Below are 26,389 nucleotides of genomic sequence, written 5' to 3'. Positions count from 1 at the left end.
TATCTCTTGTATAAAATATGTTTAAAAATATGCTTTTACAAGCAAATGATATTGAATGATCTACAATATTGTACTTTTGTATAAATATTATAATGAAAGCTGAGACAAACCTAGACCTGCTAATACAGGATTCAAATCTTTCTGCAGAACTCAAAAATATTGCAGAAAAGGTTAGATCAAATCAACGTATTTCTTTTGATGAAGGCATCATACTTTATGAAAATGCCGAATTAGGCTATTTGGGCGTACTCGCAAATTTTATTCGGGAAAAGCGACACGGCGACATTACTTATTTTAATAGAAATTTTCATATTGAGCCTACCAATTTATGTATCTACGATTGTAAATTTTGCTCGTATTCTGTCCTTATTAAGGAAAAATCTCAAGGCTGGGAGTACACAATGGAGGAAATGCTTGAGATCGTTAAAAAATACGACGGGCAGCCTGTAACAGAGGTACACCTTGTGGGGGGAGTGTTACCTCAGTATGATTTGAAATTTTACTCAGAACTCTTCACTGCTATTCATCAACACAGACCTGAACTTCATGTAAAAGCCTTAACACCTGTTGAATATCATTATATATTTAAAAAAGCTAAAATTGATTATGCAACAGGAATGAAATTGATGAAAGAAGCAGGTCTGAACTCTATACCTGGTGGTGGAGCCGAGATATTTGCTCCTGAAATTAGAGAAATTATTGCAAAAGATAAATGTACTGGAGAGCAATGGCTTCAAATACATGAAGAATGGCATAAATTAGGTATGCGATCAAATGCTACTATGCTATATGGACATATTGAAGAATTTAAACATCGCGTTGATCATCTAGATCAATTAAGGACACTACAAGATAGAACAGGTGGTTTTCAAACATTTATTCCCCTAAAATTCAGAAACCAAGACAATCAAATGTCACATATACCTGAAGTTTCTGTAATCGAAGATTTGAGGAATTATGCAATTTCTAGAATATACCTAGATAATTTTGACCATATCAAAGCCTATTGGGCAATGATTAGTCGAAGCACAGCACAATTATCACTAAATTTTGGGGTTGATGACATTGATGGCACATTAGATGATACTACAAAGATCTATTCAATGGCTGGAGCTGAAGAACAACATCCTGCAATGAGTACTCAGGAATTAGTGGAACTAATTAAACAAATTGGCAGACATCCGGTTGAGCGCGACACAATGTATACTACAATTACTGATTACAATGATTATCAATTTCCAGAAGTGGAAAAGCCTAAATATTATCAATTACCCGTGATCAATTGAAGAAAATAATCTATATAATCAGGCATGGTGAAACAGAACTGAACAAGCTCGGCATTGTTCAGGGTCGTGGAGTTGATTCTGAGTTAAATGATAAAGGTAGAGATCAGGCCGATGCATTTTACAGAAGCTACAAACATATTCCATTCGATCAAATCTATACTTCTAGTTTAAAAAGAACACATCAAACAGTTCAAAAATTTATTGAAAGCACTATTCCATGGACCCAATATCCTGGTTTAGATGAATTAGGGTGGGGTATACATGAAGGTCAAGAAAGTACTGAGCAAATTAGATCAGATTTCGAAAATATCACACTCAACTGGAGAGCTGGTCAACTTCATCACAAATTTGAGCATGGCGAAAGCCCCTTAGAGGTTAAAGAACGTATATTGATCGTTCTTGAGAAATTAACTGAAGAAAACAATGACAAAAATATATTGATCTGTATGCATGGTCGTGCTTTGCGTTTATTTCTTTGTCTATTGACCAATCAGCCACTCACCGAAATGGATACTTTTCCTCACTCAAACACAACACTTTATAAAATTGGATTTGATGGAAAAGAATTTCATATCCTTGATTTTAACAATACTAACCATTTAGAATACCCATTAGATCAGTTTTGAATAAGATAAAAGTATCTGCCGTTTCCTATACCAATTCCAAGCCATTTGTTTATGGATTAATGCATTCTGGTATTCTGGATCAAATTGAATTAAGCTTAGATATTCCTTCAGATTGTGCCATTAAACTAATTGAAAATAAAGTAGATATAGGTCTTGTTCCTGTTGCCGCATTGCTGCATGTTAAAGATTATCAAATTATTTCTAATTATTGTATAGGAGCAAATGGCGCTGTAGATTCTGTTTTTATTTTCAGTAATAAACCAATTAGAGAGATTAAAACACTTCAATTGGATCCACAATCGCGAACCTCTAATAATCTTGCTCAAGTACTGCTCAAGAATTTTTGGAAAATTAATCCTGAATTAGTAAATCATGATCAAGCTGATGCATTCGTGCAAATTGGCGACAGAACATTTGGAAAAAAAGAACAATTTCCATATTCGTATGATCTTGCCCAAGAATGGTTCAATTTTACTGGATTACCTTTTGCATTTGCAGTTTGGGCATCTAATAAACCTATCTCCGAAACCTTTAAAATATCATTTAATGAGGCTTTAAAACTAGGTCTTGATCATAAAGAAGAGGTTTTAAAAAATCTAGATAAAGTAGAAAATTTTGATCTAGATAATTATCTGATGAAAAAAGTTGATTTTATTCTGGATGCTGAAAAATTAAAAGCTATCGATAAATTTCATCAGTTGATCAAAGCGTTATAAAAACTAGTTTTTATAACCTAGATAATACCAATTGAATTGCTTGGTCAATTACTTTAGCTGGATTAGAAGAAAATTCATACTTAACTCTACTTGCTAATATCGCATTAATAGATATCGCTTTATGACCTAAAGCTTTTGATAAAGCATATATTCCGGCAGTTTCCATCTCCAAATTTGTAATTCTTTGTTCTTTAAAAGAGAATGAACGAAAAAGCTTTAATAGATCAGGAAATGAAGTTTTTGCACGTACTTCTCTACCTTGAGGTGAATAAAATCCTGGAGCTGTAAGGGTAATACCCCTTATAAGATCTTTACCAATTGTTTTTAATAAACCAGGATCAGCTGATGAAATATAGGGCGAAACACCTTTTAAACCATGGAAATGAGCACTTACAGCATTCTGCAATAAACATTCATCACTAGAAAGCTCATGAATATAATATTGCATCAAGGAATCTAGTCCTAAACCATATTCAGACACTAGAATACTATCTATTGGTAGATCTTCTTGAACAGCACCTGAAGTACCAATACGTATAATATCCAAGCTTTTTAACTCATTATTAAGCTTTCTAGTGTTAAAATCAATATTAACAAGTGCATCAAGTTCATTCAGTACGATATCAATATTATCTGTTCCAATGCCTGTTGAAAGCACAGTTAATCGTTTTAATCCAAGGTAACCCGTATGTGTAATGAATTCACGTTTACCCTTTTTAAGTTCAATACGATCAAAATACTGACTTATTTCAGATACACGATCAGGATCTCCAACGAGTATTACTGTATCAGCAATATCTTCTGGCAATAAATTAAGATGATAAATACTAGCATCTTGATTTAAAATTAAATCGGTATTCGATATCTGATTCATCCGTTATGGAATTGATTTATTTCAAATTTAGCGTTATAGTAGTTCTAGCAAAGCAGATTAAAAATAGCCTAAGCTTTCCATTTTAATCCATCAATTTTTTCAAGTCTATTGATAACATTATTGACTTGAGATTGCCTTATTTCGAGGCTAAAAGTACAACTGAGATCAAAACATTGATTAAAAATTTTTATATTTTCTTCCTTGACCACTTTCATAACTTCATTCATTACTGAATGGCTGAACTCAATTTTAAATACTAAATCTACAGTTTTTACAATAACCTCAGAGGCTTGAATAGCTTCAATAGTTGCTGTTTTATAGGCATTTATCAATCCTGGAATTCCTAATAAAGTACCTCCAAAATACCTAACTACTACCGCAAGAACATTGGTAAGGTCAAATGATAATAAGGTATTCAAAATTGGCCTTCCTGCTGTTCCAGAAGGTTCACCATCGTCATTAAGGCGGAATATTGAACGATCTAGACTTAAGCGTATGGCCCAGCAATGATGGCTTGCCTTAGGATGAATGGACTTTAATTCGGCAATAATATCTTTGATCTCAGCTTCTGATTGAATTGGATACAAATAGGCAAAAAATCGACTTCCTTTATCTTTGAACATTCCTTCAGATGGCTTGGAAATCGTTTTAAAGGTATCATCAAACAACATAATTTTTATTGAGCATAATACAAGAATAAGATAGCGATCAAAGCCAATAAAATTCCGAAATAATTCAGGCGATTAAGTTTCTCACGAAATATAAAAACTCCAACAGCTGATCCTAAGAGAATAACACCAATATTCATTGTAGAAAATACCAGGGATGGTTGTTTGGCCAAATCCTGATGTGCTTTCATGTAAAAAAGGATATTTCCAAAATTGGCGATTCCCAATATCCATCCACAGACCATATTAATTAAAGTAAACTTCATTTTCTTGAATAGATACAGGTAGAGCAAATAAGAAAATGATAATACAAACGCAATAATGAAAACAACCAACAGCGAAGAGGTAAATGGAATAGTCGTTATTTTAGCTATTTGCTTGAATAAAGTGTCAATTATTCCCATCCCAATAAAAACAAGAACTGGATAAATCCAAAAGCTTTTTTTAGCATTAGTCTCTTTTTTCCAAGTGATTGAAAAAATAATAGCCAGAAATGCTATGGCAATACCAATAATCTTTCGTGTTGACTGTTCTTCGTCAAATAGTACAAACGAAGCAATAACCGGAATAAATAGTGATAACCTTTGTGCAATATCTGTTTTAACTATTCCAGTATATCTAATTGACAAAGCAAGAATTACAAAAAGTGAGGGTAGTAAAAATCCCAAAATAAAATAGATAGGAAAGATAGGTTCACTCATTGAAGGCATTTCTGGTCTGTAGATCAACCAGGTTAGCAATCCTGCAATGCTGTAATTCCAGGCAATTGCCTGTCTATTATCTATATCGTATCGCTTAGCTAATTTTAGCAACACAGAAACAAAAACACTAAAACAAACACTTATAAGTATAAATATCATTTCAGGGTGTGTTATGCCAAATTTTTAAAATATCAGGACCTACTTTTTGTACTTCATCCGGATTTGCCTTCAATTCAGGAGCAAAGATACCATTATCCCAGTTTTCAGGAGATATAAACACTCTGGCTTCATCCCATAAACCTGATTCTAAGAATAAATTGAGTGTTTTGCATCCGCCTTCAACTATAATTGATTGAATATCCATCAAATACAATTGATACGCGATAAGTTGAGGAAGTAAATTATCGAAATTTTCAAGCTCCAAGTATTTAACTCGACCATCAATTTCTGTTTTAATAGAATTAAAAATGATGGTATCCTGAGTTTGGTCGAAAATATTCAGGGTTTTAGATAATTCGAGTGTACGATCAATAACAATTCTTACAGGATCTTTGCCAAACCATTCGCGAACATTCAAAATCGGATCATCTGCAAGAGCTGTATTTTTTCCAACCAACACAGCATCTTCTTCAGATCTCATACGATGAACCATTTGTTTAGCCTCATTAGAGCTGATCCATTTTTTAGATCCATCTAGAGGAGCAAAGTATCCATTGCTTGTTTGTGCCCATTTTAAGATAATGTATGGTCTTTGCTTTTGTATTCGCGTAAAAAAGCGTTTATTCAATTCAATACACTTATCTGTTAAAATATGTTCTATGATTTCAATTCCTGCGTTCTTTAACTTTTCAATTCCCTTTCCGTTTATTTGATCAAAGGGATCACGACAACCGATAACAACTGTTGGAATTTCATTTGAAATTATCAGATCGGCACAGGGAGGTGTTTTTCCGAAATGTGAACAAGGCTCTAAATTTACATAGATGGTTGATCGTTTGAGAAGTTCCTTGGCATTGGTATTATTTTCAAATACATTCTTAATGGCGTTAACCTCAGCATGTGCATGCCCATAAGCCATATGGTATCCTTCACCAATAATCCGATCATCACAAACTATCACAGCACCTACCATCGGATTAGGACTCACTGAGCCTGCACCCAGTCTGGCCAATTCAATACATCGATCTAAATAAAGTTGGTGTTGAACCATACAACAAAAATAGCTATCAATAGTTCAAATATGTCTTGCTTTTCAATTATTTATTCAATGAATAGAAATTTTTAAACTTAAGGTATTTTCAAGCTAATTGGTTTACTTTGCCTGATGACTTTCATTGAAGCAGAAAGAAAATTTATTGATGGTTTATCCACTATTTATGGAGCTGAAGAGGCAAGAAGCCTTACCTGGCTAAGCATCAGCTTTGTATGCAAGCTAGATAGAGCAAAATATTTAAGTATAAGACAAGAAGAGATCAACCCTGATGATACCGAACACTTGTTTAAAATCCATGAACAATTGATTCAAAGTATACCACTTCAATATATTCTGGGTGAAACGGAATTTTACGACTTGACATTTAAAGTGAATCCAAGTGTCCTAATTCCAAGACCTGAGACAGAAGAATTGGTGGACTGGGCCTTAATCACAAGCAGGATTATAAATGGTGAAACAGAAATTTTAAAACTACTTGATATTGGTACGGGTAGTGGCTGCATTCCAATAGCTATAAAAAAGTATATTCCATTGGCTGATATTACGGCAATAGATATCTCTGAAACAGCCTTAAACACAGCCAGGCAAAATGCAGATTTAAATCAGGTAGTGATAAATTTTATACATGACGATATTTTTAACCCGTCAAATCTTGATTTAATCAACACAAAATATGATTTAATTTTAAGTAACCCGCCCTATGTGACCGAATCTGAGAAAGAGCGAATGCTGGATAATGTGCTTAATCATGAACCTCATAATGCCTTGTTTGTTTCTGATAATGATCCGCTTGTATTTTATCGTGCTATTGCTGATTTTGCCTTAGCTCATTTAAAAATAAACGGCTTTTTATTTCTTGAACTAAATGAAAAATTTGGCCAAAAAACATTAAATCTGTTAAAAGAAAAAGGTTTTAAAGCAATTGAGCTGCGCCAAGATATGGGAGGGAAAGATAGAATGATCAAGGCAGTTTTATCATGATATTCAACAAAATTTAAAATCTAAAAAATTCAATTGCAGTTTAATTATGGTTACATATTTTGAAGCCACCTTAGAACAGGTTTCAGTTCACAGAGTTGGGAACAAAGCCTTAAATGAGTTTTATAATTTATCAGAAAATACCCTTCATATTGAAGATGAAACCTTAAGGCGATTGTTAATGCAGTATTTTTTATCGCCTTTTGAAAAAGCCTATGAAGTATTTCGATTCACACATTCTAGTGATGACCGGAGCTTAAACGAACTATTTCATTTCAGTTCCATGATATTTGATGATCAGTCTGCTTTTCATAGCTTAAGCGGACAAATAACCAAGCACTTGTTTACTATATCCAATCATCCTAAAATTAAGTCTGGGGAGCTTTATATTGCTACATTCAGAGATATACAGCTAGAAGGAGAATTAGTTGATGCCATTGGAATATTTAAATCAGAAACCAAGGAAAGTTATTTAAAGGTAAATCTGGAGGATGGAGGCTTTGCTCTTACCTATGAGGAGGATGCAATTAATATCACTAAGCTTGATAAAGGCTGCCTGATCTTTAATACGGAGAAAGATGAAGGTTATAAAGTGATCGTTATTGATCAAACAAACCGCAACGATGCTGCCTATTGGAAAGATGAATTTCTTCAATTAAAGATCAGAAATGACAATTTTAATAAAACAAGCACTACACTTGGAGTTTGTAAAGATTTTATAACCAACAAAATAGATGAAGACTTTGAAATATCCAAAGCCGATAAAATCGATCTCTTGAATAAATCGCTTAAATATTTCAAAGAAAAGGAAAGTTTTGACTTGAATGAATTTTCGGAAGAAGTTATTGGAAATCCAAAGGCAATAGAATCCTTTAAAAAATTTAGCCGCCAATATAATAATGAGTTCGATGCAGAGCTTGATCAACCCTTTGACATTTCAGGTGCAGCTGTAAAAAAACAGGCCAAGGTTTTTAAAAGCATTTTAAAACTTGATAAAAACTTCCATATCTACATCCACGGCAATAAAGATTTGATAGAAAAGGGATTCGATGAGGGCAAATCAATGAATTACTATAAAGTTTTTTTCAGGGAAGAACAATAAATTAACTTCTGGGATGAAACTGGATAATGGTTTCTCTTAAATAATCACGGTCTAAATGAGTATAAATCTCAGTAGTAGTGATACTTTCATGACCTAGCATTTCCTGAACAGCCCTCAAATCGGCACCGCCTTCAATTAAATGAGTAGCAAATGAATGCCTAAAGGTATGTGGACTAATATTCTTTTTGATCCCAGCCTTTGCTGCTAGATCTTTTATGATTAGAAAAACCATCACTCTAGAAATTGGATTACCTCTTTTATTTAGAAATACAAAATCTTCTTTACCAGGCTTCATTGCTATATGAATCCGAATTTCATTCATGAATAAACGCAGGAATTTAATTGCATCAGAACCAATAGGCACTAAGCGCTCCTTATTCCCCTTTCCCAAAATCTTTATGAAATCTATGTCTAAATAAAGATTAGAAATTTTTAATCCGGTAAGTTCAGAAACCCTTAACCCACATCCATACAAGATTTCAAGCATGGCTTTATTACGAATTCCTTCTGGCCTTGAAAGATCTATTGCATCGATCATGCTGTTTATCTCCAAAATATTCAAGGTGTCGGGTAATTTTCTACTTGTTTTAGGACTTTCAAGAAGTGCTGAGGGATCAATAGGAATCAAATTTTCAAGAACTAAATACTTAAAAAATGCCTTTAATCCCGATAAAACTCTGGCCTGAGTGGGAGGGAGCATACCTAATTCATTTACCCAAACCAAGAAATCTTTTAAATCATTACTTGTAATAGTTTTTAGTTCCTTTTTTTCAGACCTATTAATAAAAAACTGATGAAGCTTTTCAACATCATGCATATATGCCTCCACAGTATTTGCAGATAATGATCGCTCCAATCTTAAATATGATTTAAAGCCAGTAAGTCCTGATTGCCAATCCAAAATATTTTTTAAGTTTGATTAATCTTTAAGAATAACGATCCATGAAAATACAGATAATAAACGGTCCAAATTTAAACTTACTTGGCGTAAGAGAAAAATCCATTTACGGGGATAGTAGTTTCGAAACATATTTTGAAGAACTAAAATCAAAATATAGCATCATTGAGCTCGAATATTTCCAGAGTAATGTAGAAGGAGAGATCATAAATAAGTTACATGAAGTTGGCTTTTCTTTTGATGGTATAATTTTAAATGCAGGAGCTTATACACATACTTCGGTTGCAATATCAGATGCAATTGCGGGTATTAAAACACCTGTGGTTGAAGTACATATATCTAATATTTACGCCAGAGAAGAATACAGACATGTATCACTTACAGGAAAAAATTGTAAAGGGGTATTAACAGGCTTCGGGCTTAATGGCTATCAACTAGCACTAGAAAGTTTTCTTTAAACTAGTAAAGGTTTTCTTATTGCTGACAAAGTAATCCCAAACTATACTACCAGAATATAATCCATTTTTATTAGTGGTATGTTTAGGAATCAGTCTTGATTTTGCACTATTTCTGACTAGATTTTGAATAAAATAAACATGAGCCTTACTGATTGCCAAAGCATTTTTAGGCTTTCCATCCAATAAATATTTGAACACAGAAATAAGATCTAGCCAAAATCTTAAAAAAATAATCACAATTGCCCTCGCAGTAGGAAGGTTCTTCTGAAGTAATACCAGATTGTTTCTAAAATTGAGATACGTTTTAAATGGGCTTTCGGCAGGGAGCGTTCCACCACCTACATGAAAAACTGTTGATTCAGCGCAATACATGATCTTATAATTAGTATTCTTTAATCGCCAGCAAAGATCAATTTCTTCCATATGCGCAAAGAAATCTTCATCTAATCCATTCATTTCTAGCCATTTCGACCTTTTTATAAAAAAAGCCGCACCCGAAGCCCAAAATATTTCTGAACTCGTATCATATTGCCCATTATCAACTTCAACCGAATCAAATATTCTACCTCTACAGAATGGGTAACCAAAAATATCCAGAAAGCCTCCGGTCGCCCCAGCATATTCAAATAGCTTCTTATTTGAATGAGATAATATTTTTGGCTGCGCCGCTGCAATTGAAATATCTTTCTCCATCAATTGAATTACCGGTTCAATCCAACCCGGCTGTACTTCAACATCAGAATTAAGCAAAACATAATAATCATGATCCAGTTCACTCAGTACTCTATTATAGCCCGCAGCAAATCCATAATTCTGATCATTGATGCAAATTTTGATCTGCGGATAATTCTCACGAATAAAGGACACAGAATTATCATTTGAGGCATTATCACCAACAATAATATCTAAATTAGAATAAGTACTAGCGCATACAGATGGCAAAAATCTTCTTAAAAAATCTAGTCCATTCCAATTTAAGATTACTACAGCTACTCTAGGAAGTTCAGTCATGATGAGCTTTTAAATTATCCGGACTAAATTTCCATCTTTTATGTGACCATAACCAATATTCTGGATTTTTTCGAATAATATTTTCAAGTTCTTGGGCATGAATATTCGTTATTTCAAATTCTTTTGTTTGATTAGGAAATTCAACTAAAGGTTTAATTAAACATTCATAATATCCTCTTTTAGTTTTATTTATACTAAAATAAATAACAGGTTTATTTGTTCTAACTGCAATTTTTTCTACTCCAAGAAAAATTGCAGTGGGCTGATTAAGGAAGTTTACAAAATACTGAGATTCTTCTCGAGTTGGAGTTTGATCACCTACAAGAACTAATACGTGAGCTTGTGCATTATATTCTATTATTTTACGGAGAGTATGTTTCATTGGGACCAATATGGCTCCAAACCGGCTTCTCATTTTATTAATTAGATTCTCAAAACGCTTATCGCTTAATGGTTTATAAACAACAAGTACCTTTTCCTTAAGTTCATAAGCTGCAGCTAAAGGGCCCCATTCCCAATTTCCATAGTGTCCAGAAACTGCAATTACTGATTTTCCTTGCTCAAAATACGTTGTTAGCTCGTTTAAATTAGAGAATACAAAACGTTTCTTTAGCGATTCAGGACTAATTGATATGGTCTTAATTGATTCAAATATCAGGTCAGAAAGATGTTTGTAAAACCGTTTTTCAATATCTAATCGCTCAGCCACAGATTTTTCAGGAAATGAATTCTTAAGATTTAGTTCTACAACTTTTCTCCTGTATTTAACTATGTGAAATAATAAAAAATACAAAATGTCTGAAAACAGATAAAGTATCCAGAACGGCAACAATGAAATGAAGTAAAATAAAACTGAAATGATCTTGAAGAAAACTAGATTCATCTGATAATTAAGCTAAATGATTTAACAGGAAAATTTACCAAGAACATTTTTGCTTCATGTGTGTTAAATACTAAATTTCTGCATCTTTACACAAACTTAACTTATACGATGGAAAAAGGCGCAGTATTCCCTTTATTTTATCTTCCACCAATCGAATATTTTAGCAAAATATTGGTTCATAAAGAAAATGTTCTTTTTGAAAATGCTGAAAACTTTCAAAAGCAAAGCTATCGAAACCGTGCAACAATTCATTCTCCAAATGGAAAATTGGATCTGACTGTACCCGTGATAAAAGGTTCTAAATCACATACTAAAGTGAAAGATGTTAGAATAAGTTATGATTTTCAATGGCAGCGTATGCACATAATGAGTTTACAAACATCGTATAGAAGTTCTGCATATTTTGAGTTTTATGAAAATGATTTTACTTTATTTTATGAAAAAAAATGGAATTTTCTGTTTGATTATAATGAAGAACTGACCAGACTATTATTAAAATTACTTAAGATTAATAGTCAAATAAATTATACAGATAGTTTTGAAAAAGACTATCTGAATCTTACAGATTATAGAGATTCTATACATCCTAAGCATAATTCACCAGAACAATTCAAAACTTATTTTCAAGTTTTTGAAGAACGAAATGGCTTTTTTCCTAATTTGAGTATTGTTGATCTACTATTTAATCAAGGGCCTCAAAGTTTAAAATATCTATAGAATGGCTAAAATTAGACGCAACAGGTTAAAAACAAAGAAATACATTCCTGTTTTAGGTACTAGTCCTGGTTCAATTCAATTGTATGAAGATGCCTTAAAGCCTCAGATAACGGTTTATTCTTATAATTCAGATGAATTTTATTCTGAAAAAATAAATGGTCTTGATGAATTGGAAATTGAAATTGATAAGCATAAAGAACATTATAAGTGGATAGAGATTAAGGGTATTGGTGATGTTAGGCTCTTAACCTAACTTGAAAAAAATTTTAATATAAATAAACTCGTAATTGAAGACATTGCCGATTGCAGGCAACGACCTAAATTAGATGAATATGAAGATTATTTATTTACCGTCAGTAGAATGCTCTACGTCGATAAACAGCTTGAAATAGAAAATGAACAAGTTTCATTTATACTTTTTCAAAACACATTAATCAGCTTTCAGGAAACCTATACTGAAAATTTTTTATCGGTTATAAACAGGCTTAGCGGTGGAAAAGGAAATATTAGGAGTGCTGGTTCTTCTTATTTATTGTATGCGCTTACTGACCTTGTTCTGGATAATTATTTCGCACTCATTTATAAACTTGGAGATGAACTAGAAACCATTGAAGAGTTGCTATATCGTAGAGCAAATAAATCACTAATGTTTCAGACTCAGAATATTAAAAGAGAAATGATCAGTATCCGCAGAGCAGCATGGCCAGAACGTGATAAGATCAATGATATCATTAGGAGTGAATCTAAACTCATTAATAATACCTCTAGAACCTATTTCAAAGACACTTATGATCATACCATGCAGATCATTGATCTTATTGAAAACTATAAAGATCTTACCACCAGTCTTATTGACATGAATTTATCGCTAATTAGTCAGCGAATGAATGAAATCATGAAAGTACTTACCATTATTTCTTCCATTTTTATTCCACTTACATTTATTGCTGGAGTTTATGGGATGAATTTCGCCAATAAAGATCCGTTGACAGGTGAAGTATTAAAAAATAATATGCCCGAACTTTATTATGAAAATGGATATCTGTATACAATAGGAGGTATGGTCATTATTGCTATTCTCCAAATGATCTACTTTTGGCGTAAAGGATGGCTTTATAAAAACTGACATTCAATCATTTTTCATAAAACATTTTAGTACAATTAAATAAACAGCAGAAGACAAAAATCAATCATTTCTCATCTCAATTTGCTATTTTTGCCTTATGCAGTCTTTTGAGCTAGATAAATCAGATCTATTAAAGATCAAACGTGCCCTTGAAGAGGATGATTCTACTTTAAAAGCACTTATTTCTGAATATCACCCATCAGAAATTGCAATTCTGTTTGAAAGTTTATCACAAGAATCAAGAGAAAGAATAATCAGCATTTTACCTGCTGAACAGGCATCTGAGGTTATTGCAGAGATGGATTCCGAATTCCATCCAGAGAAGCTACTTGAAAATCTCCTTCCTGAAAGACGCTCTGAAATAGTTGAAGAACTTGATTACGACGATGCTACTGATATAATAAGCCAGTTACCGGAAGAACAACAACAGGAAATTTTAGAGGAACTGGATGAGGAAGATGCTTCCAATATTCGTACACTCTTAAAATACGAGGAAGATAGTGCGGGTGGATTGATGAATACTCAGGTAATTAAAATCAATGAGTATTTAATTAAAAAAGAAGCTTTAGAAGAAATTATCCATCAATCTGAAGAGATGGAGGAATTTTATACCATTAATGTAATTAATGATCAGAATATTCTATTGGGCATAGTATCATTAAAAGATATTATTAAAGCCCGTAATAATGTCAGAATCAAAGAATTAATCAAATCTGATTTTGTTTATGTTAAGGCAGATACTGACCAAGAAGAAGTAGCTAAATTAATTTCCCAATATAATCTTACCAGCATACCAGTAGTTGATGATGAGATGCACTTATTAGGACGAATAACATTTGATGATGTGATCGATGTTATGGAGGAAGAAAATACCGAAGATATATTAAAAATATCAGGTGTATCAGAAGATGAAGAACTAGCTGGAAACTGGAAGGAAGCTGTTAAAAGTCGTTTACCATGGCTAGTTTTAAACCTTGGAACTGCGTTTTTAGCAGCATCTATAATTCGTAATTTTGACAGTACAATTGCAAGTATGGGAGTACTTGCAGGTTATATGGTTATGATTGCCGGTATGGGAGGAAATGCAGCTACACAAGCACTTGCTGTAACAGTAAGGCGTATTTCATTGAACGACCTTTCTGATAATCAAGCATATAGAACAGTATTGAAAGAATTTACAGTAGGATTGATTAATGGTGCAACAATTGGCTGTATCGTATTTTTATTTGCCTTATTTTATGATCAGAACCCAATGCTTGGACTAGTTATTTTTATAGCTATGACCGGCAATCTGATCATTGCAGGGATTGCTGGTTCAGCTATTCCATTGGTTCTAAAAAGGATAGGAATTGACCCTGCAATAGCTTCTTCAATAATTATAACCACGTTTACCGACGTATTTGGATTTTTATTGTTATTAGGTTTAGCAAGTAATCTTATCTTATAATTTATTGAATCTTGATTTTCAGCCTAACTATTTTATTTTAAATTTGCTAATCGTTTTAAATAACGGAATAATTCTATGACCGAAATCAGAAATAACTGGACCAAAGAAGAAATAGCAGAAATATATCATAGTCCATTATTGGATTTGGTTTATCGCGCAGCGACAATCCACAGAGAAAACAAAGATTACTCTGAAGTGCAAATTAGCAGTCTCCTTTCCATAAAAACAGGTGGTTGCCCAGAAGATTGTTCATATTGCCCTCAAGCAGCAAGATATCATACTGATCTAGAAGTTCAGGCTTTAATGTCTGTTGAACAAGTAACCGATGCAGCAAAAAAAGCTAAAAATGCAGGGGCTTCTCGCTTATGTATGGGAGCTGCGTGGCGTGAAGTAAGAGATAACAGAGATTTTGACAAAGTAATTGAAATGGTTAGTTCGGTGAATGCACTTGAAATGGAGGTATGTTGTACCCTTGGCATGCTTACAGAATCGCAGGCACAACGATTAGCTGATGCAGGTCTTTATGCCTATAATCATAATTTAGATACTTCAGAAGAAGATTATAAACGAATAATTACTACGCGGACTTATGATGACCGTTTAAATACTATTGATAACGTACGTAAAGCAAAGCTTACAGTTTGTAGTGGTGGAATTATAGGGTTAGGAGAATCAGTCGAAGATAGAATCTCTATGCTTAAAACATTATCAACGATGTCAAAGCACCCAGAATCCGTTCCTGTTAATGCGCTTGTTCCAGTGAAAGGTACTCCTTTGGCTGATCAACCCAGAGTGTCTGTTTGGGAAATGGTTAGAATGATTGCTACAGCAAGAATTATAATGCCAAAAACTGTGGTGCGTTTATCTGCAGGAAGAACTGAAATGAGCATGACTGATCAGGCCTTTTGTTTTATGGCAGGCGCAAATTCTATATTTGCAGGCGACAAACTACTTACAACGCCCAATCCTTCTTTTAATGAAGATATGCAAATGTTTGAATTACTAGGATTAAAACCCCGTGAAGCATTTAAAAATGGTCGGCCAAACAAAGAGTCAATAGCGGTTTAATGCTATTGTCTAACATGAATAATCTGCTCAAAATTACTTATTAGTACTGTTTTAAAGAATTAAATATATCTATAATTTAATTCTGACTTAATTTTTGAATATCCAAAATTAGCTTGTGAATGAGTTCCAATTGCTCATACAATAAACTAGCCTCATTGGATTGGCTCATTTCTTTTTTAACATCAGCAATCGCAAATTCCAGTTCATTAAAATTAGGTGAATTCATCTTTTTAATTACATCAGATAAAATGTATAAAGACTTACGAATCAATTTAATATGATTAAAATCAATGTCAATAGAATTTGCCTGTTGGAGCGTAGTCATTAATGTGGCAATATAAGATGATAGCATATGGTTTATAACCACAAACTTGTGATATTCCTTTATATTTTGCTGCTTACTTTTAGGTTCAGTCAACATTCGTTGAAATGCACTACCAAGGTTTGCTGAACTTACATACACATTTTTTCGGGCCAGCTTATAAGAAATCACATCAGATTTTTTTCCAGATAGTTCTTCAGCAACATTGTGTAGGTAATGGTAATTCGCTATCAATACCTCGCGCATAAAATTCTTAAACTGAAAATATTCCCAATTTGGCAACACAACATAACTTGAAAAGAAAGCAATAATGGATCCAATTAATGTATCTACCATACGTTCTTTTGCAATATTTAAGTTGTTGGCACCTAAAAAACTAAATAAAATCAAAATATAAGGGGTCATAAAAAGAACGCTTACTGTATAATTTAAGCGTTGAGAACTGTAGGTTCCTACCATAAAAATCAGTAGAAAGACAAACAAAACCGATTGATCTTTCACATAAATTAAAATCAAGGCCCCTGCAATACCTCCTATAAAGGTTCCAACAAGGCGTTCTACATTTCGTTGCCTGGTAAGACTATAGGCAGGTTTTAAGATAACCAGAATGGTTAAAAGTATCCAGTAACTGTGATGTCCAATTGGAAGTAGTTTTGAAACTAAAAATCCAACTAATAACATCAATGAAACCCGTACTGAATGTCTAAAAATAGATGATTTAGGACTTAAGTTTTCTTTAATTTTTTGAAAATCAAAGTCTTCATGAGAAACAAATTTGCTATAATCCACATCATTCTGACCTGAAAGCTGTTTTTGATTGAAATAACTATAAATTTTTTCAACCCGGCTGATCATATTTCTTACATTGATCAGAATTTTTTTAAGTACAAGTGAATTAATTCCAAGATCTTCAACCTGATCAATACTTGATTTTAGATTTTCAAGCTGTGGTTTAAAATCGTGAAGTTTGATAGGTTTTTCATTACTAATAATGTAATAACTAAGATTTTGAAGTTCTTCAGCAAGGTTTATGATTATTTTATTAAACTCTTTAAGAGCTTCAGTTTTTCCGAATGTATTGCGAATAACCTGATAATCATAATGCGTGGCCATGGTTTGCTCAAACAGGTCAACAATATCTACAAAAACAAGGATTAGAAGTCTGCCTTCTTGTGTCGACTCCTTGACCATTAATCTCTTTTTAAAAAGAAGTTCTCTTAAAGAATCTTGATGTTCATGACTTAGTACCTGCTGAGAAATAAGCAATTTATAATTTTGATCAAAATCACTTTCAGTATTATAAAATTCAGCCTTTAGCTTAACATATACAGATACATCCCTGATACATTCACCTAATGCTTGTTGAGTTAGCCGGTAAGGCCATATTTGAGATAAGGAAATACTTAAAAGCATATACCATATTCCACCTGTAAGAATAAATAATGCATGGCCAATGGCACCATTATAGCTAATTACATCTTTATCAATGGTAAGTATCATGATCAACAAAGCAGCAGTACCTATTGATGAAACTCTATTTCCATACACTGAAAACATGGAATAGAAAAAGGATAAAATAAGTATTTCAACTCCAATAAGAATAGGGTAATTATTAATCAGGCCCGTTAGTAGAACGGTCATAAAGACGAAAAGGGTGCAAAAGAGCATTCCATTTCGTTTATGGTTAATTGGCCCCTGGTTATCTGCTATACTTGTGCAAACTGCACCTAATGAAATGGTTAAACCAATTGATAATAGGTCTAGATGATAAAAAATCAAAGAGGGGAGAAGCACCCCAAAAGTGATTCTAAGGCCGTCAGAAAAGTATTGACTGAAAAAAAAGGTCTTTATTTCTCTGGATTGTTTCATTTTACCTTGAATAATATAGATATCCCTTGTAAAAATACTTATTCTGAAATTATGCTGTGTTAAACAAGACTAATTTTAGAATATAAAAACAATAATTAAGGTATACGATGGATTTTTTAGCTGTAAATATTCACAAATAAACTCCAATAACTCTTCAAAAAAGAGAGTACAGTTAAATGGTCAAAAAAATCTGCTCAATGATTATTGTTTAAAGATGAATTGTTTTTAAATAAGAAAAGCATACCATTACGATATGCTTTTCAATAAAGAATGATTTATGTTGATTTATCCAACAACTTTCACATTAACGGCGTTTAGACCTTTTTTACCATTCTCTACTTCGTATTCAACACTGTCGTTCTCACGAATTCGGTCAATTAGACCTGATGAATGAACGAAAATCTCTGAATCACCATTTGAAGGGACGATAAATCCAAACCCTTTTGTTTCGTTAAAAAATTTTACTGTACCTGATTGCATTGCTTTGTTTTTTAATTGTATAATATTTGAAGATACTCAAATAGATTGAATAAGAATATTTTTTTAATTATTATAGATATAGCTATAAACAAGAAAAGCATATCTCACGACATGCTTTTCTTGTTCAATGATTTATGTTGATTTAGTAAACAACTTTCACATTAACAGCGTTAAGGCCTTTTTTGCCACGCTCAACTTCATACTCAACCTTATCGTTTTCACGAATTTGATCAATTAAACCAGATGAATGAACGAATACATCTTCACTACCATCTGCAGGAACGATGAATCCGAACCCTTTAGTTTCATTAAAAAATTTTACTGTACCTTCTGACATTGTTTTATTTTTAAATATATAATTCGCAAATGTACATAATTTGATTGAAAACAAAAATAATTATAATTAATCAATAAAATAGTAACCCAAACATTAAAATGAGCTTGTTATTAACAATAACGTAGTATTTATTACTTTTTCGATAAACTACCATCCATATGTTTCTATCTTTTATATTGTATTATATGAGTTTATTAATTAATAATGCAGGGATAGATCCATGTATTCATATTCTTTCATATATAACAACAGCAATAATGTTGTCTTATAATTAATATTATGTTAAATAGATAATTATAGCTTATACTATCTTAACTAATCTAATCATAATAAAAAAGGCTAAACAGGTATACCCCATTTAGCCTTTCAATACATAAAAGATAATGACTATTGTAATGCTGCAATCTTAGCAGTTAACTCATCTACCTTAGCCTGATTCTTTTTAATTATATAATAGGTTTTTAAATTATCAAGAGCAATACGCGATTTTGGATCTAAAACTGATGCTTTTTCTAAGTAAGGTAATGCTTTCTCAAACTCAACACCAGCACTCTTAATCATAAGATCATATTCTTTTTGTTGATTTTGAGGCAATTTATTTGCATTATTAAATAGATTAATGCCTTTATTCAACATTACTCCACCCACATTGACATAAGCATCTCCAAAGTTAGGATCTACCTGAATAGCTTGAAGGTATGATTCTTCGGCTTTAATATTTTCTCCTAGAGTACTATATGCTATACCCAAATAATAAGGATAAAGTTTATTTGTAGGATTCTTTTTAGCCTGATCGGTAATTTTAGAAATCACTTCTTTTTGTTTACCTGACATTAAACTAAGTTCAATTTCTTGGGTAGCTAATTGGCTGTCATTGTATTTGGAGGCACCTTCAGCAGCAATACTAATTGCTTTAGCCGTATCACCTTCCATTGTATATAACCTGGATAGATCAAGATAAATTTGAATGTTTGCAGAAAAATTAGTCTTGATTAAACTTTCATACTGTTGAATCCCTCCTTTATAGTTTTTAGCATTTATAGCAGATAAACCAGCATAATAGGTAATAGTAGTATCACCTGGACGGAAGGCTAAAGCATTACTAAATGAAGAAAAAGCATCTGCAAAATTGTTAGTCTGATACGCCTTTACACCTTGATTCAATTCATACTGGCTAAATAGTGTACCATTCGCATTATCAAGATTAGCTTTGTTCTCACCTGCTTTATCTAATTCTATAGCCTTTTTATGAGCAACCTTAGCTTCTTCAATCAATGGCCTTGAAGTAGCTGGAATGGAATCCAATAATGCCATTTCACCATAAATCAGAGCTTTATAAGTCCATGCTCCGGGATCTTCCATAGTTTTTGCATGTACTACTGCTTTATCTATAGAGGTTTTTGCCAATTTCAGATTAGGTATTGCTAACAATAATGAATTTGCATCCTTTAATCCAAGAAATTTGTCATAATTGTTTTTAGCGCTTGTCACTTCTCCCTTTTGTGCAAAAGTTATTAATGAAGATGCTGAAAACACAGCTGCTAAAATGAAAGATTTAATTTTCATGTTATTCTAATTTAATTTGAGTTGGTTTATTCTATTATTTATTTTTTGTAATTCTGTTATCTCTCCGGTATGCTTATAAAGTATAGATAAAGAAGTTAATGATTTTAATTCATATGGATCAATTTCATTTGCTTTGGTTAAGTAATATTTTGCAACATACCTAATCCCACTTTGCTTCTTATCTTTCAAATATGAATTTAGATAAAGTAATCCTAACGCATAATTAGCTTCATAATTATTCGGGTTAATATTAATTATGAATTTATAATATTCTTCTGCTTTAATAATATTACCTGACATATCATGAGAAAACCCTGCCAGATAATTCAAATTAATATTATTTTCATCTAATTTAAGTGCTTGACTTGTAAATTTTACAATTTCAGCATATTCACTCCTATTCAACAAAATATTTAAAAGTTTAAATAATATATCTCTATTGCTTGGAAATGCCTTGCTACCAGCACTTAAAATTCGAACTGTATTAGTTTCATCGCTTAATGACTCGTACAAGTTTGCTGCAACCATAAAATATTCTGGCCTTGGTCTGCTTACAATTAATTTTTCATAATAACCTACAGATCTTTGAAAATAACCTAGTTCCTGGCATAGAAGAGCAAGATTGTGCGTTATAGAAATACTTGTCTTATCAATTGAATCTAGAATACTGAAGTACTTTAAGGCATCGGTATATTTTCTGTTTTTGAATGAATTATTGGCTCGATATAAATACGTTTGTGTTAGCTGAGCTTCAATATAGGTAATGCGATCACGTGCTTCCTTTTCAAATTTAGTCCCGTATACATATTTCATTGAATGTAAAACCTCTTCAAGCGGATCTTTCTTATAGGTATATTTAAGTGCAGAATCTACTCGTGCAAGTGTAGAATAAACAAGACTTCTAATCAGATTATTTCTGAATGCTATTGAATCTGCCTTGGTTTTATAGCCATTGTCAATTAGCTTTCTGGCATTTTCAAGCTTTTTTATATCCTTGCTTGATGAATATTGAGCAAAACTATTCATGGCCTCTTTAGTAATAAGAGTCTGAGCCCCTGCCGTAGCAAGGGTCAGAAAAAAACCACAAAAGAGTAATATGAATACCTTATTCATAAAAAATTATTCAGTTTCAGGAGTCTGATCTTCAGTTTCAGTACCTTCTACAGCGCCATCTTCAGTTATTTCCTCATCTTCATCTTCGTGTTCAACTTTAGCGATAGAAGCGATAGAATCATCTCCTTTTAAAGTAATTAACCTTACACCCTGGGTTGCTCTTCCCATAACTCGAAGATCACTCACTCCTATTCTAATCACAATGCCTGATTTATTAATGATCATAAGATCATCATTATCAGTAACATCTTTAATAGCAACAAGTTCACCGGTTTTTTCAGTTACATTAATAGTTTTTACGCCTTTACCACCCCTATTAGTTACACGATAATCTTCGATATCAGTACGCTTACCATAACCATTTTCTGAGACAACCAAAACGGTCACATCCGGATTATTGATAGCGATCATTCCAACTACTTCGTCCTTATCATTAGCTAAGGTTACACCACGAACACCGGTTGCTGTACGTCCCATTGGCCTTACTGTAGACTCATTAAAGCGAATAGCTCTACCAGAGCGTAAAGCCATAACTATTTCACTCTGGCCATTGGTCATACAAGCTTCTAAAAGCTGATCACCTTCATTGATATTAATTGCGTTGATACCATTAGCTCTTGGACGAGAATAAGCCTCTAATGAAGTCTTTTTAATAGTACCTTTTTTGGTACACATAATAATAAAGTTATTCTCAAGGTATTCCTGATCTTTCAGGTTAACTACTTTAATATATGCTTTGATGTTTTCCTCTTTAGGGATATTGATCACGTTTTGTATTGCACGCCCCTTGCTGGTTCTGGTTCCTTCAGGAATTTCAAACACTCTTAACCAGAAACATTTACCTGTTTCAGTGAAGAAAAGCATATAATTATGGTTAGTGGCAATAAGCATATGCTCAATAAAGTCCTTGTCTCTAGACTGCGAACCCATTGAACCTTTTCCACCTCTGCCCTGCTTACGGTATTCTGTCAGTGCGGTACGTTTGATATATCCTTCATGAGAAATAGTAATTACAACCTCTTCATCAACAATAAAATCTTCCATACGCATATCTTCTGCAGAATGCGTAATAGATGTGCGACGTTCATCACCAAATTTGTCTCTTATTTCTATGAGTTCATCCTTTATAATCTGCATACGAAGCACTTCGTCTGCAAGGATTAAATTCAAATAATCGATGGTCTTCATTAATTCAGCATATTCTTCTTTGATCTTATCGCGTTCAAGTCCTGTTAAACGGCGTAATGTCATGTCCAAAATTGCTCTAGCCTGTATATCAGAAAGGCTGAAACTATCCATTAATCCAACACGTGCATCTTCTGGACTATTAGATGCTCGAATTAATTTAATAACCTCGTCTAGGTGATCTAAAGCAATTAATAAACCTTCTAGAATGTGTGCTCTTTTTTCTGCTTCGGCAAGATCAAACTTTGTTCTTCGTATAACCACTTCATGGCGATGATCAACAAAGTGTCTGATAAGATCTTTTAGATTTAACATCATCGGGCGACCATTCACCAGGGCGATATTATTTACGCTGAATGAGGTTTGAAGTGCAGTATATTTAAATAGATTGTTTAAGACTACTGAGGCATTCGCATCACGTTTAATTTCGTAAACAATACGCATACCATCCCGATCTGACTCGTCCCTTATCTCACTAATTCCTTCAATTTTTTTATCATTAACAAGACCGGCTGTTTGTTCGATCATATTAGCCTTATTAACCTGATACGGAATTTCATTTACAATAATCCGTTCACGTTCACCTTTATATAATTCGATCTCAGCTTTAGCACGCATAACAATTCTGCCTCTACCTGTTTCAAATGCTTCCTGTACTCCAGTATAACCATAAATAATACCGCCAGTTGGAAAATCTGGTGCTTTTACATGGTGCATCAAATCAGCGACCGTTACCTCATTATTCTCAATGTAAGCAATGGTTGCATTTACCACTTCAGTCAAATTATGAGGTGGCATATTAGTGGCCATACCTACTGCAATACCGGAAGCTCCATTTACTAGTAAATTTGGAATTCTAGAGGGCAATACGGTTGGTTCTTCTAGAGTATCGTCAAAATTTAATTGAAAATCAACTGTTTCTTTGTTGATATCAGCAAGCATTTCTTCAGCAATTTTTTTCAAACGAGCCTCCGTGTAACGCATTGCTGCCGGTGAATCACCATCAATAGAACCAAAGTTTCCCTGCCCATCAACCATTGGATATCTTAAACTCCAATCCTGAGCCATACGAACCATGGCAAAATAAACTGAGGAATCACCATGTGGATGGTATTTACCTAATACATCACCAACAATACGAGCAGATTTTTTATGAGGTTTGGTACTGGTTACGCCAAGATCTAGCATACCATACAATACTCTCCTGTGTACAGGTTTAAGCCCATCGCGCACATCAGGTAAAGCCCGGGAAACAATTACAGACATCGAATAATCGATGTATGCAGATTTCATTTCCTCTTCAATATTTATTGGAATTATCCTATCGTTCTGTGGTACTAAATTATCGTTTTCTGTATCTTCAGCCATGTTACACTTCAGTTCTGATTAATAATTTAAATTTTTTAACAAGTCAATTACTTGAAAAAATTTAATGGAATTCATTGATTGCGAAGTTAATAATTTTCACGGTTTAAATGGGTTTTTTGGAAAAATAATCGAACCTTAAAAATGGATTAAAACCTAGTGTTATTTTTCAAAAAAAAACTATCCGAAGAAACGCTTTAAACACATTTCGGTTATTCATTAACGGCTTTTTTGTAAACTTCAAGAGCTCTTTTTCTACCAAATTCATGTTCAACTACAGGAAGCAAATAATCAACTCTGAAATCTGTAATCCAAGTTTTGATATAGTTTAATTTAGGGTCAAATTTGAGGGTTTGAGCAGTTGGATTAAAAATTCTAAAATAAGGAGCTGAATCACAACCGCTTCCGGCAGCCCATTGCCAGTTTCCATTGTTCGATGAAAGTTCATAATCTAATAATTTTTGGGCAAAATAGGCTTCACCCCAGCGCCAGTCAATTAAAAGATGCTTGCATAAAAATCCTGCAGTAATCATTCGTACGCGATTATGCATTAGTCCTGTTTCATTTAATTGACGCATACCAGCATCAACTATAGGATAACCAGTTTCGCCCTTACACCAAGCCTCAAATTCCTTTTCATTATTTCTCCACTGTATTTTATCGTACTTCTTTTTAAAACTTTCAGATACCACATTTGGAAATTGAAACAAGATCATCATGAAAAACTCACGCCAAATCAATTCATTTAACCACTGCTCATTCCATTTTAAAGCTAGTTTAACAAGATGCCGTACACTTACAGTTCCAAACCGTAATTGAACGCTAATTTGCGAGGTTCCGTCTACGGATGGAAGGTTTCGGGTTTCCTGATAATTTCTAATTCTTTCTTCTGTTATAATAGGTTCAGGTAAATCTAAGCTTGTATCTTCAAAGCCTATTTCATTTAATGAGGGAATTGCAAATTCATTGTTTTTATAAAATGATGAAAAATGCAATTCAGATGGAAAATTGTTTAGAGTTTGCTGATAAAACTTCTCTTTCCATTTTCTTGAGTAAGGCGTAAAAATAGTATAAGGCGTACCATCAGATTTCATTACTTCCGATTTCTCAAATATCACTTGATCCTTGAATGTCTTAAAAGCAATATTTTTAGCCTCTAATAGCGCTTTAATTGTCAAATCGCGATTAATGGCATACGGTTCATAATCATGATTTACATAAACCTCTTTTACTGAATACTCTTCAGTGAGTTTATCAAAGGCCTTTGTAACCATTTCATGAAGTACATAAATTGATGAACCCGTTGGTTTTAGAATATTATTTAATTGTTCTAAAGTTTGACGTATGAATTCAACTCTTTTGTCTTTTTTATCGGAAAGTTTATCGAGAATATCAGGGTCAAATATGAAGATTGGAAGAACCGGGTATTTACTAGTTAATGCATTAAATAAGGCATTATTATCAAATAATCTTAAATCACGTCTAAACCAAAATATGCTAACTTCTTTTTTCATTAAATATCAAGATAAGAGTAAAATTAATGTGAATAGATCTCTTTTAAAGCTTCATCTAATCCAGCATACCTGAATTTAAAGCCAGAATTAATTAGCTTTTGCGATGTGGTATGATTGCTTATTAAGATCACTTCACTCATTTCTCCTAATACTGCCTTCAATATAAATTCAGGAACTTTTATAGGCCAAACAGGACGAAAAAGAGTTTTTGCTAAAATCTTTGTGAATTCAAGATTAGTTACTGGAATGGGGCTGCAGGCATTATAAGTACCAACCAAGTTTGAATTTTCGATAGCTTTTTCAAATAAAGCAAGAAGGTCTGTAACATGAATCCATGGCATCCATTGTTTTCCAGAGCCCAAAGGTGCTCCTAAAAACAAACTTATTGGAGTTTCAAGTTTAGCTAATGCACCACCTTGCTTTGAAAGAACTAATCCAATTCTAAATTTTACCAATCTTACTCCAAAAGTAAGCCCCTGATCAACGGCCTGCTCCCACTGCTGACAGCATTCAGCTAGAAAACCAGTACCATTTGTACTATTTTCATTTAATATTTCATCTGCTCTATCTCCATAAAACCCTACTGCTGAAGCCGATATAATTGTCTTAATTGGAGCTTTTGTGTCTTCAATTGCCCTATACAATAATCTTGTTGATAAAACTCTACTATCAATTATTAGCTGCTTTCGACTTTTAGTCCATCTTTCATCTGCAATTCCTGCGCCTGCTAAATGAATAATTGTATCCACATCTTTTAATGCTTCATTATCAATGGTTTGCTCTTCCACATTCCATTTAAATGACTTTACCCCCTTTAATTTTTCAGGATTTCTAGAAAGAACAGAAACAAAATATCCTTTATCTTG

Annotated in this window: 25 protein-coding genes and 1 pseudogene; 11 read left to right on the top strand and 15 right to left on the bottom strand. The window is 33.1% G+C overall.

The annotated features are described in order from the left end of the window. The first annotated feature begins 92 nt into the window (after nt 1–92). From mqnE to ACIQZ6_RS03145, 3 genes are read left to right on the top strand one after another with little or no spacing between them, the layout of a single operon-like run. Nucleotides 93–1,286: an aminofutalosine synthase MqnE gene (mqnE, locus tag ACIQZ6_RS03155; protein WP_395808121.1), complete on the top strand. Its 1,194-nt coding sequence runs from the start codon at nt 93–95 to the stop codon at nt 1,284–1,286. Continuing rightward, complete coding sequence (locus ACIQZ6_RS03150; RefSeq protein WP_395808119.1) at nt 1,283–1,912, top strand: histidine phosphatase family protein; 630 nt, start codon at nt 1,283–1,285, stop codon at nt 1,910–1,912. Before mqnE ends, ACIQZ6_RS03150 begins: the two co-directional genes overlap by 4 nt. Then, nucleotides 1,909–2,628 carry a menaquinone biosynthetic enzyme MqnA/MqnD family protein gene (locus tag ACIQZ6_RS03145; RefSeq protein WP_395808117.1) on the top strand — a complete coding sequence of 240 codons (720 nt, stop codon included), beginning with the start codon at nt 1,909–1,911 and terminating at the stop codon, nt 2,626–2,628. Before ACIQZ6_RS03150 ends, ACIQZ6_RS03145 begins: the two co-directional genes overlap by 4 nt. A 10-nt stretch (nt 2,629–2,638) precedes the next feature. Here ACIQZ6_RS03145 and ACIQZ6_RS03140 read toward each other — a convergent pair whose 3' ends face one another. The 4 genes from ACIQZ6_RS03140 to ribD form a co-directional block, all read right to left on the bottom strand. Further along, nucleotides 2,639–3,502, bottom strand: coding sequence for a nucleoside phosphorylase (locus tag ACIQZ6_RS03140; protein WP_395808115.1), 864 nt, complete (start codon nt 3,500–3,502; stop codon nt 2,639–2,641). Between the two features lie 68 nt (nt 3,503–3,570). Next, nucleotides 3,571–4,173 (bottom strand): IMPACT family protein, encoded by a 603-nt coding sequence (locus tag ACIQZ6_RS03135; RefSeq protein WP_395808113.1) that lies wholly within the window; start codon nt 4,171–4,173, stop codon nt 3,571–3,573. Between the two features lie 5 nt (nt 4,174–4,178). After that, on the bottom strand, nt 4,179–5,030 hold the full coding sequence (locus tag ACIQZ6_RS03130) for an EamA/RhaT family transporter (protein ID WP_395808111.1): 852 nt from the start codon (nt 5,028–5,030) through the stop codon (nt 4,179–4,181). Between the two features lies 1 nt (nt 5,031). Continuing rightward, entirely contained in the window at nt 5,032–6,081 is a 1,050-nt protein-coding gene (ribD, locus tag ACIQZ6_RS03125; protein ID WP_395808109.1) for a bifunctional diaminohydroxyphosphoribosylaminopyrimidine deaminase/5-amino-6-(5-phosphoribosylamino)uracil reductase RibD, read from the bottom strand. A gap of 114 nt (nt 6,082–6,195) precedes the next feature. Between ribD and prmC the strand changes: the two genes are divergently transcribed. Both prmC and ACIQZ6_RS03115 read left to right on the top strand, forming a co-directional pair. Continuing rightward, the gene (gene prmC, locus ACIQZ6_RS03120; RefSeq protein ID WP_395808107.1) at nt 6,196–7,065 is read left to right on the top strand and encodes a peptide chain release factor N(5)-glutamine methyltransferase; all 870 of its coding nucleotides are present in this window, start codon (nt 6,196–6,198) and stop codon (nt 7,063–7,065) included. Nucleotides 7,066–7,111: 46 nt separating this feature from the next. After that, entirely contained in the window at nt 7,112–8,164 is a 1,053-nt protein-coding gene (locus tag ACIQZ6_RS03115; RefSeq protein WP_395808105.1) for a nucleoid-associated protein, read from the top strand. A 1-nt stretch (nt 8,165) separates the two neighbouring features. On the opposite strand, the gene xerD is transcribed toward ACIQZ6_RS03115, so the two are convergent. Next, nucleotides 8,166–9,065: a site-specific tyrosine recombinase XerD gene (xerD, locus tag ACIQZ6_RS03110; RefSeq protein ID WP_395808103.1), complete on the bottom strand. Its 900-nt coding sequence runs from the start codon at nt 9,063–9,065 to the stop codon at nt 8,166–8,168. A 41-nt stretch (nt 9,066–9,106) separates the two neighbouring features. Between xerD and aroQ the strand changes: the two genes are divergently transcribed. Beyond that, nucleotides 9,107–9,520, top strand: coding sequence for a type II 3-dehydroquinate dehydratase (aroQ, locus tag ACIQZ6_RS03105; protein WP_395808101.1), 414 nt, complete (start codon nt 9,107–9,109; stop codon nt 9,518–9,520). On the opposite strand, the gene ACIQZ6_RS03100 is transcribed toward aroQ, so the two are convergent. Next, nucleotides 9,503–10,531, bottom strand: a complete 1,029-nt coding sequence (locus ACIQZ6_RS03100; RefSeq protein WP_395808099.1) for a glycosyltransferase family 2 protein — start codon at nt 10,529–10,531, stop codon at nt 9,503–9,505. The genes aroQ and ACIQZ6_RS03100 overlap by 18 nt on opposite strands. After that, nucleotides 10,524–11,414, bottom strand: a complete 891-nt coding sequence (locus ACIQZ6_RS03095; protein WP_395808097.1) for a lysophospholipid acyltransferase family protein — start codon at nt 11,412–11,414, stop codon at nt 10,524–10,526. Before ACIQZ6_RS03095 ends, ACIQZ6_RS03100 begins: the two co-directional genes overlap by 8 nt. Nucleotides 11,415–11,522: 108 nt before the next feature. On the opposite strand from ACIQZ6_RS03095, the gene ACIQZ6_RS03090 reads away from it, so the two are divergent. From ACIQZ6_RS03090 to bioB, 5 genes and pseudogenes are all read left to right on the top strand, one after another. Continuing rightward, a complete protein-coding gene (locus ACIQZ6_RS03090) occupies nt 11,523–12,131 on the top strand; it encodes a WbqC family protein (RefSeq protein ID WP_395808095.1) in 609 nt (202 codons plus the stop codon). Between the two features lies 1 nt (nt 12,132). After that, entirely contained in the window at nt 12,133–12,384 is a 252-nt protein-coding gene (locus ACIQZ6_RS03085) for a hypothetical protein (protein ID WP_395808093.1), read from the top strand. A 12-nt stretch (nt 12,385–12,396) separates the two neighbouring features. After that, a pseudogene (corA, locus tag ACIQZ6_RS03080) lies at nt 12,397–13,257 on the top strand (magnesium/cobalt transporter CorA); the annotation flags it as partial. A gap of 97 nt (nt 13,258–13,354) precedes the next feature. After that, entirely contained in the window at nt 13,355–14,704 is a 1,350-nt protein-coding gene (mgtE, locus tag ACIQZ6_RS03075; RefSeq protein ID WP_395808091.1) for a magnesium transporter, read from the top strand. A gap of 75 nt (nt 14,705–14,779) precedes the next feature. Continuing rightward, nucleotides 14,780–15,772: a biotin synthase BioB gene (gene bioB / locus ACIQZ6_RS03070; protein WP_395808089.1), complete on the top strand. Its 993-nt coding sequence runs from the start codon at nt 14,780–14,782 to the stop codon at nt 15,770–15,772. A gap of 76 nt (nt 15,773–15,848) precedes the next feature. On the opposite strand, the gene ACIQZ6_RS03065 is transcribed toward bioB, so the two are convergent. The 8 genes from ACIQZ6_RS03065 to ACIQZ6_RS03030 all read right to left on the bottom strand — a co-directional run. Beyond that, nucleotides 15,849–17,963, bottom strand: a complete 2,115-nt coding sequence (locus ACIQZ6_RS03065; RefSeq protein WP_395808087.1) for an FUSC family membrane protein — start codon at nt 17,961–17,963, stop codon at nt 15,849–15,851. 285 nt (nt 17,964–18,248) lie between these two features. After that, on the bottom strand, nt 18,249–18,443 hold the full coding sequence (locus ACIQZ6_RS03060; RefSeq protein ID WP_306550921.1) for a cold-shock protein: 195 nt from the start codon (nt 18,441–18,443) through the stop codon (nt 18,249–18,251). A 142-nt stretch (nt 18,444–18,585) separates the two neighbouring features. Continuing rightward, nucleotides 18,586–18,780 (bottom strand): cold-shock protein, encoded by a 195-nt coding sequence (locus ACIQZ6_RS03055; protein ID WP_090705936.1) that lies wholly within the window; start codon nt 18,778–18,780, stop codon nt 18,586–18,588. A 387-nt stretch (nt 18,781–19,167) separates the two neighbouring features. After that, nucleotides 19,168–20,346 carry a tetratricopeptide repeat protein gene (locus ACIQZ6_RS03050; RefSeq protein ID WP_395808085.1) on the bottom strand — a complete coding sequence of 393 codons (1,179 nt, stop codon included), beginning with the start codon at nt 20,344–20,346 and terminating at the stop codon, nt 19,168–19,170. A 6-nt stretch (nt 20,347–20,352) separates the two neighbouring features. Further along, nucleotides 20,353–21,459, bottom strand: coding sequence for a tetratricopeptide repeat protein (locus ACIQZ6_RS03045; protein ID WP_395808083.1), 1,107 nt, complete (start codon nt 21,457–21,459; stop codon nt 20,353–20,355). Nucleotides 21,460–21,465: 6 nt separating this feature from the next. Next, nucleotides 21,466–24,012 carry a DNA gyrase subunit A gene (gyrA, locus tag ACIQZ6_RS03040; RefSeq protein WP_395808082.1) on the bottom strand — a complete coding sequence of 849 codons (2,547 nt, stop codon included), beginning with the start codon at nt 24,010–24,012 and terminating at the stop codon, nt 21,466–21,468. A gap of 209 nt (nt 24,013–24,221) precedes the next feature. Then, a complete protein-coding gene (locus tag ACIQZ6_RS03035) occupies nt 24,222–25,523 on the bottom strand; it encodes a cryptochrome/photolyase family protein (RefSeq protein ID WP_395808080.1) in 1,302 nt (433 codons plus the stop codon). Between the two features lie 23 nt (nt 25,524–25,546). Beyond that, nucleotides 25,547–26,389, bottom strand: an 843-nt coding sequence (locus tag ACIQZ6_RS03030) for a TIGR01777 family oxidoreductase (protein WP_395808078.1), incomplete at its 5' end; no start/stop codon positions are given.

The organism is Daejeonella sp. (genome assembly GCF_044348475.1).
GTDB lineage: Bacteria > Bacteroidota > Bacteroidia > Sphingobacteriales > Sphingobacteriaceae > Daejeonella.
The sequence above is the reverse complement of the archived record's forward strand: the minus strand, read 5'-3'. Positions and strand labels throughout refer to the sequence as shown.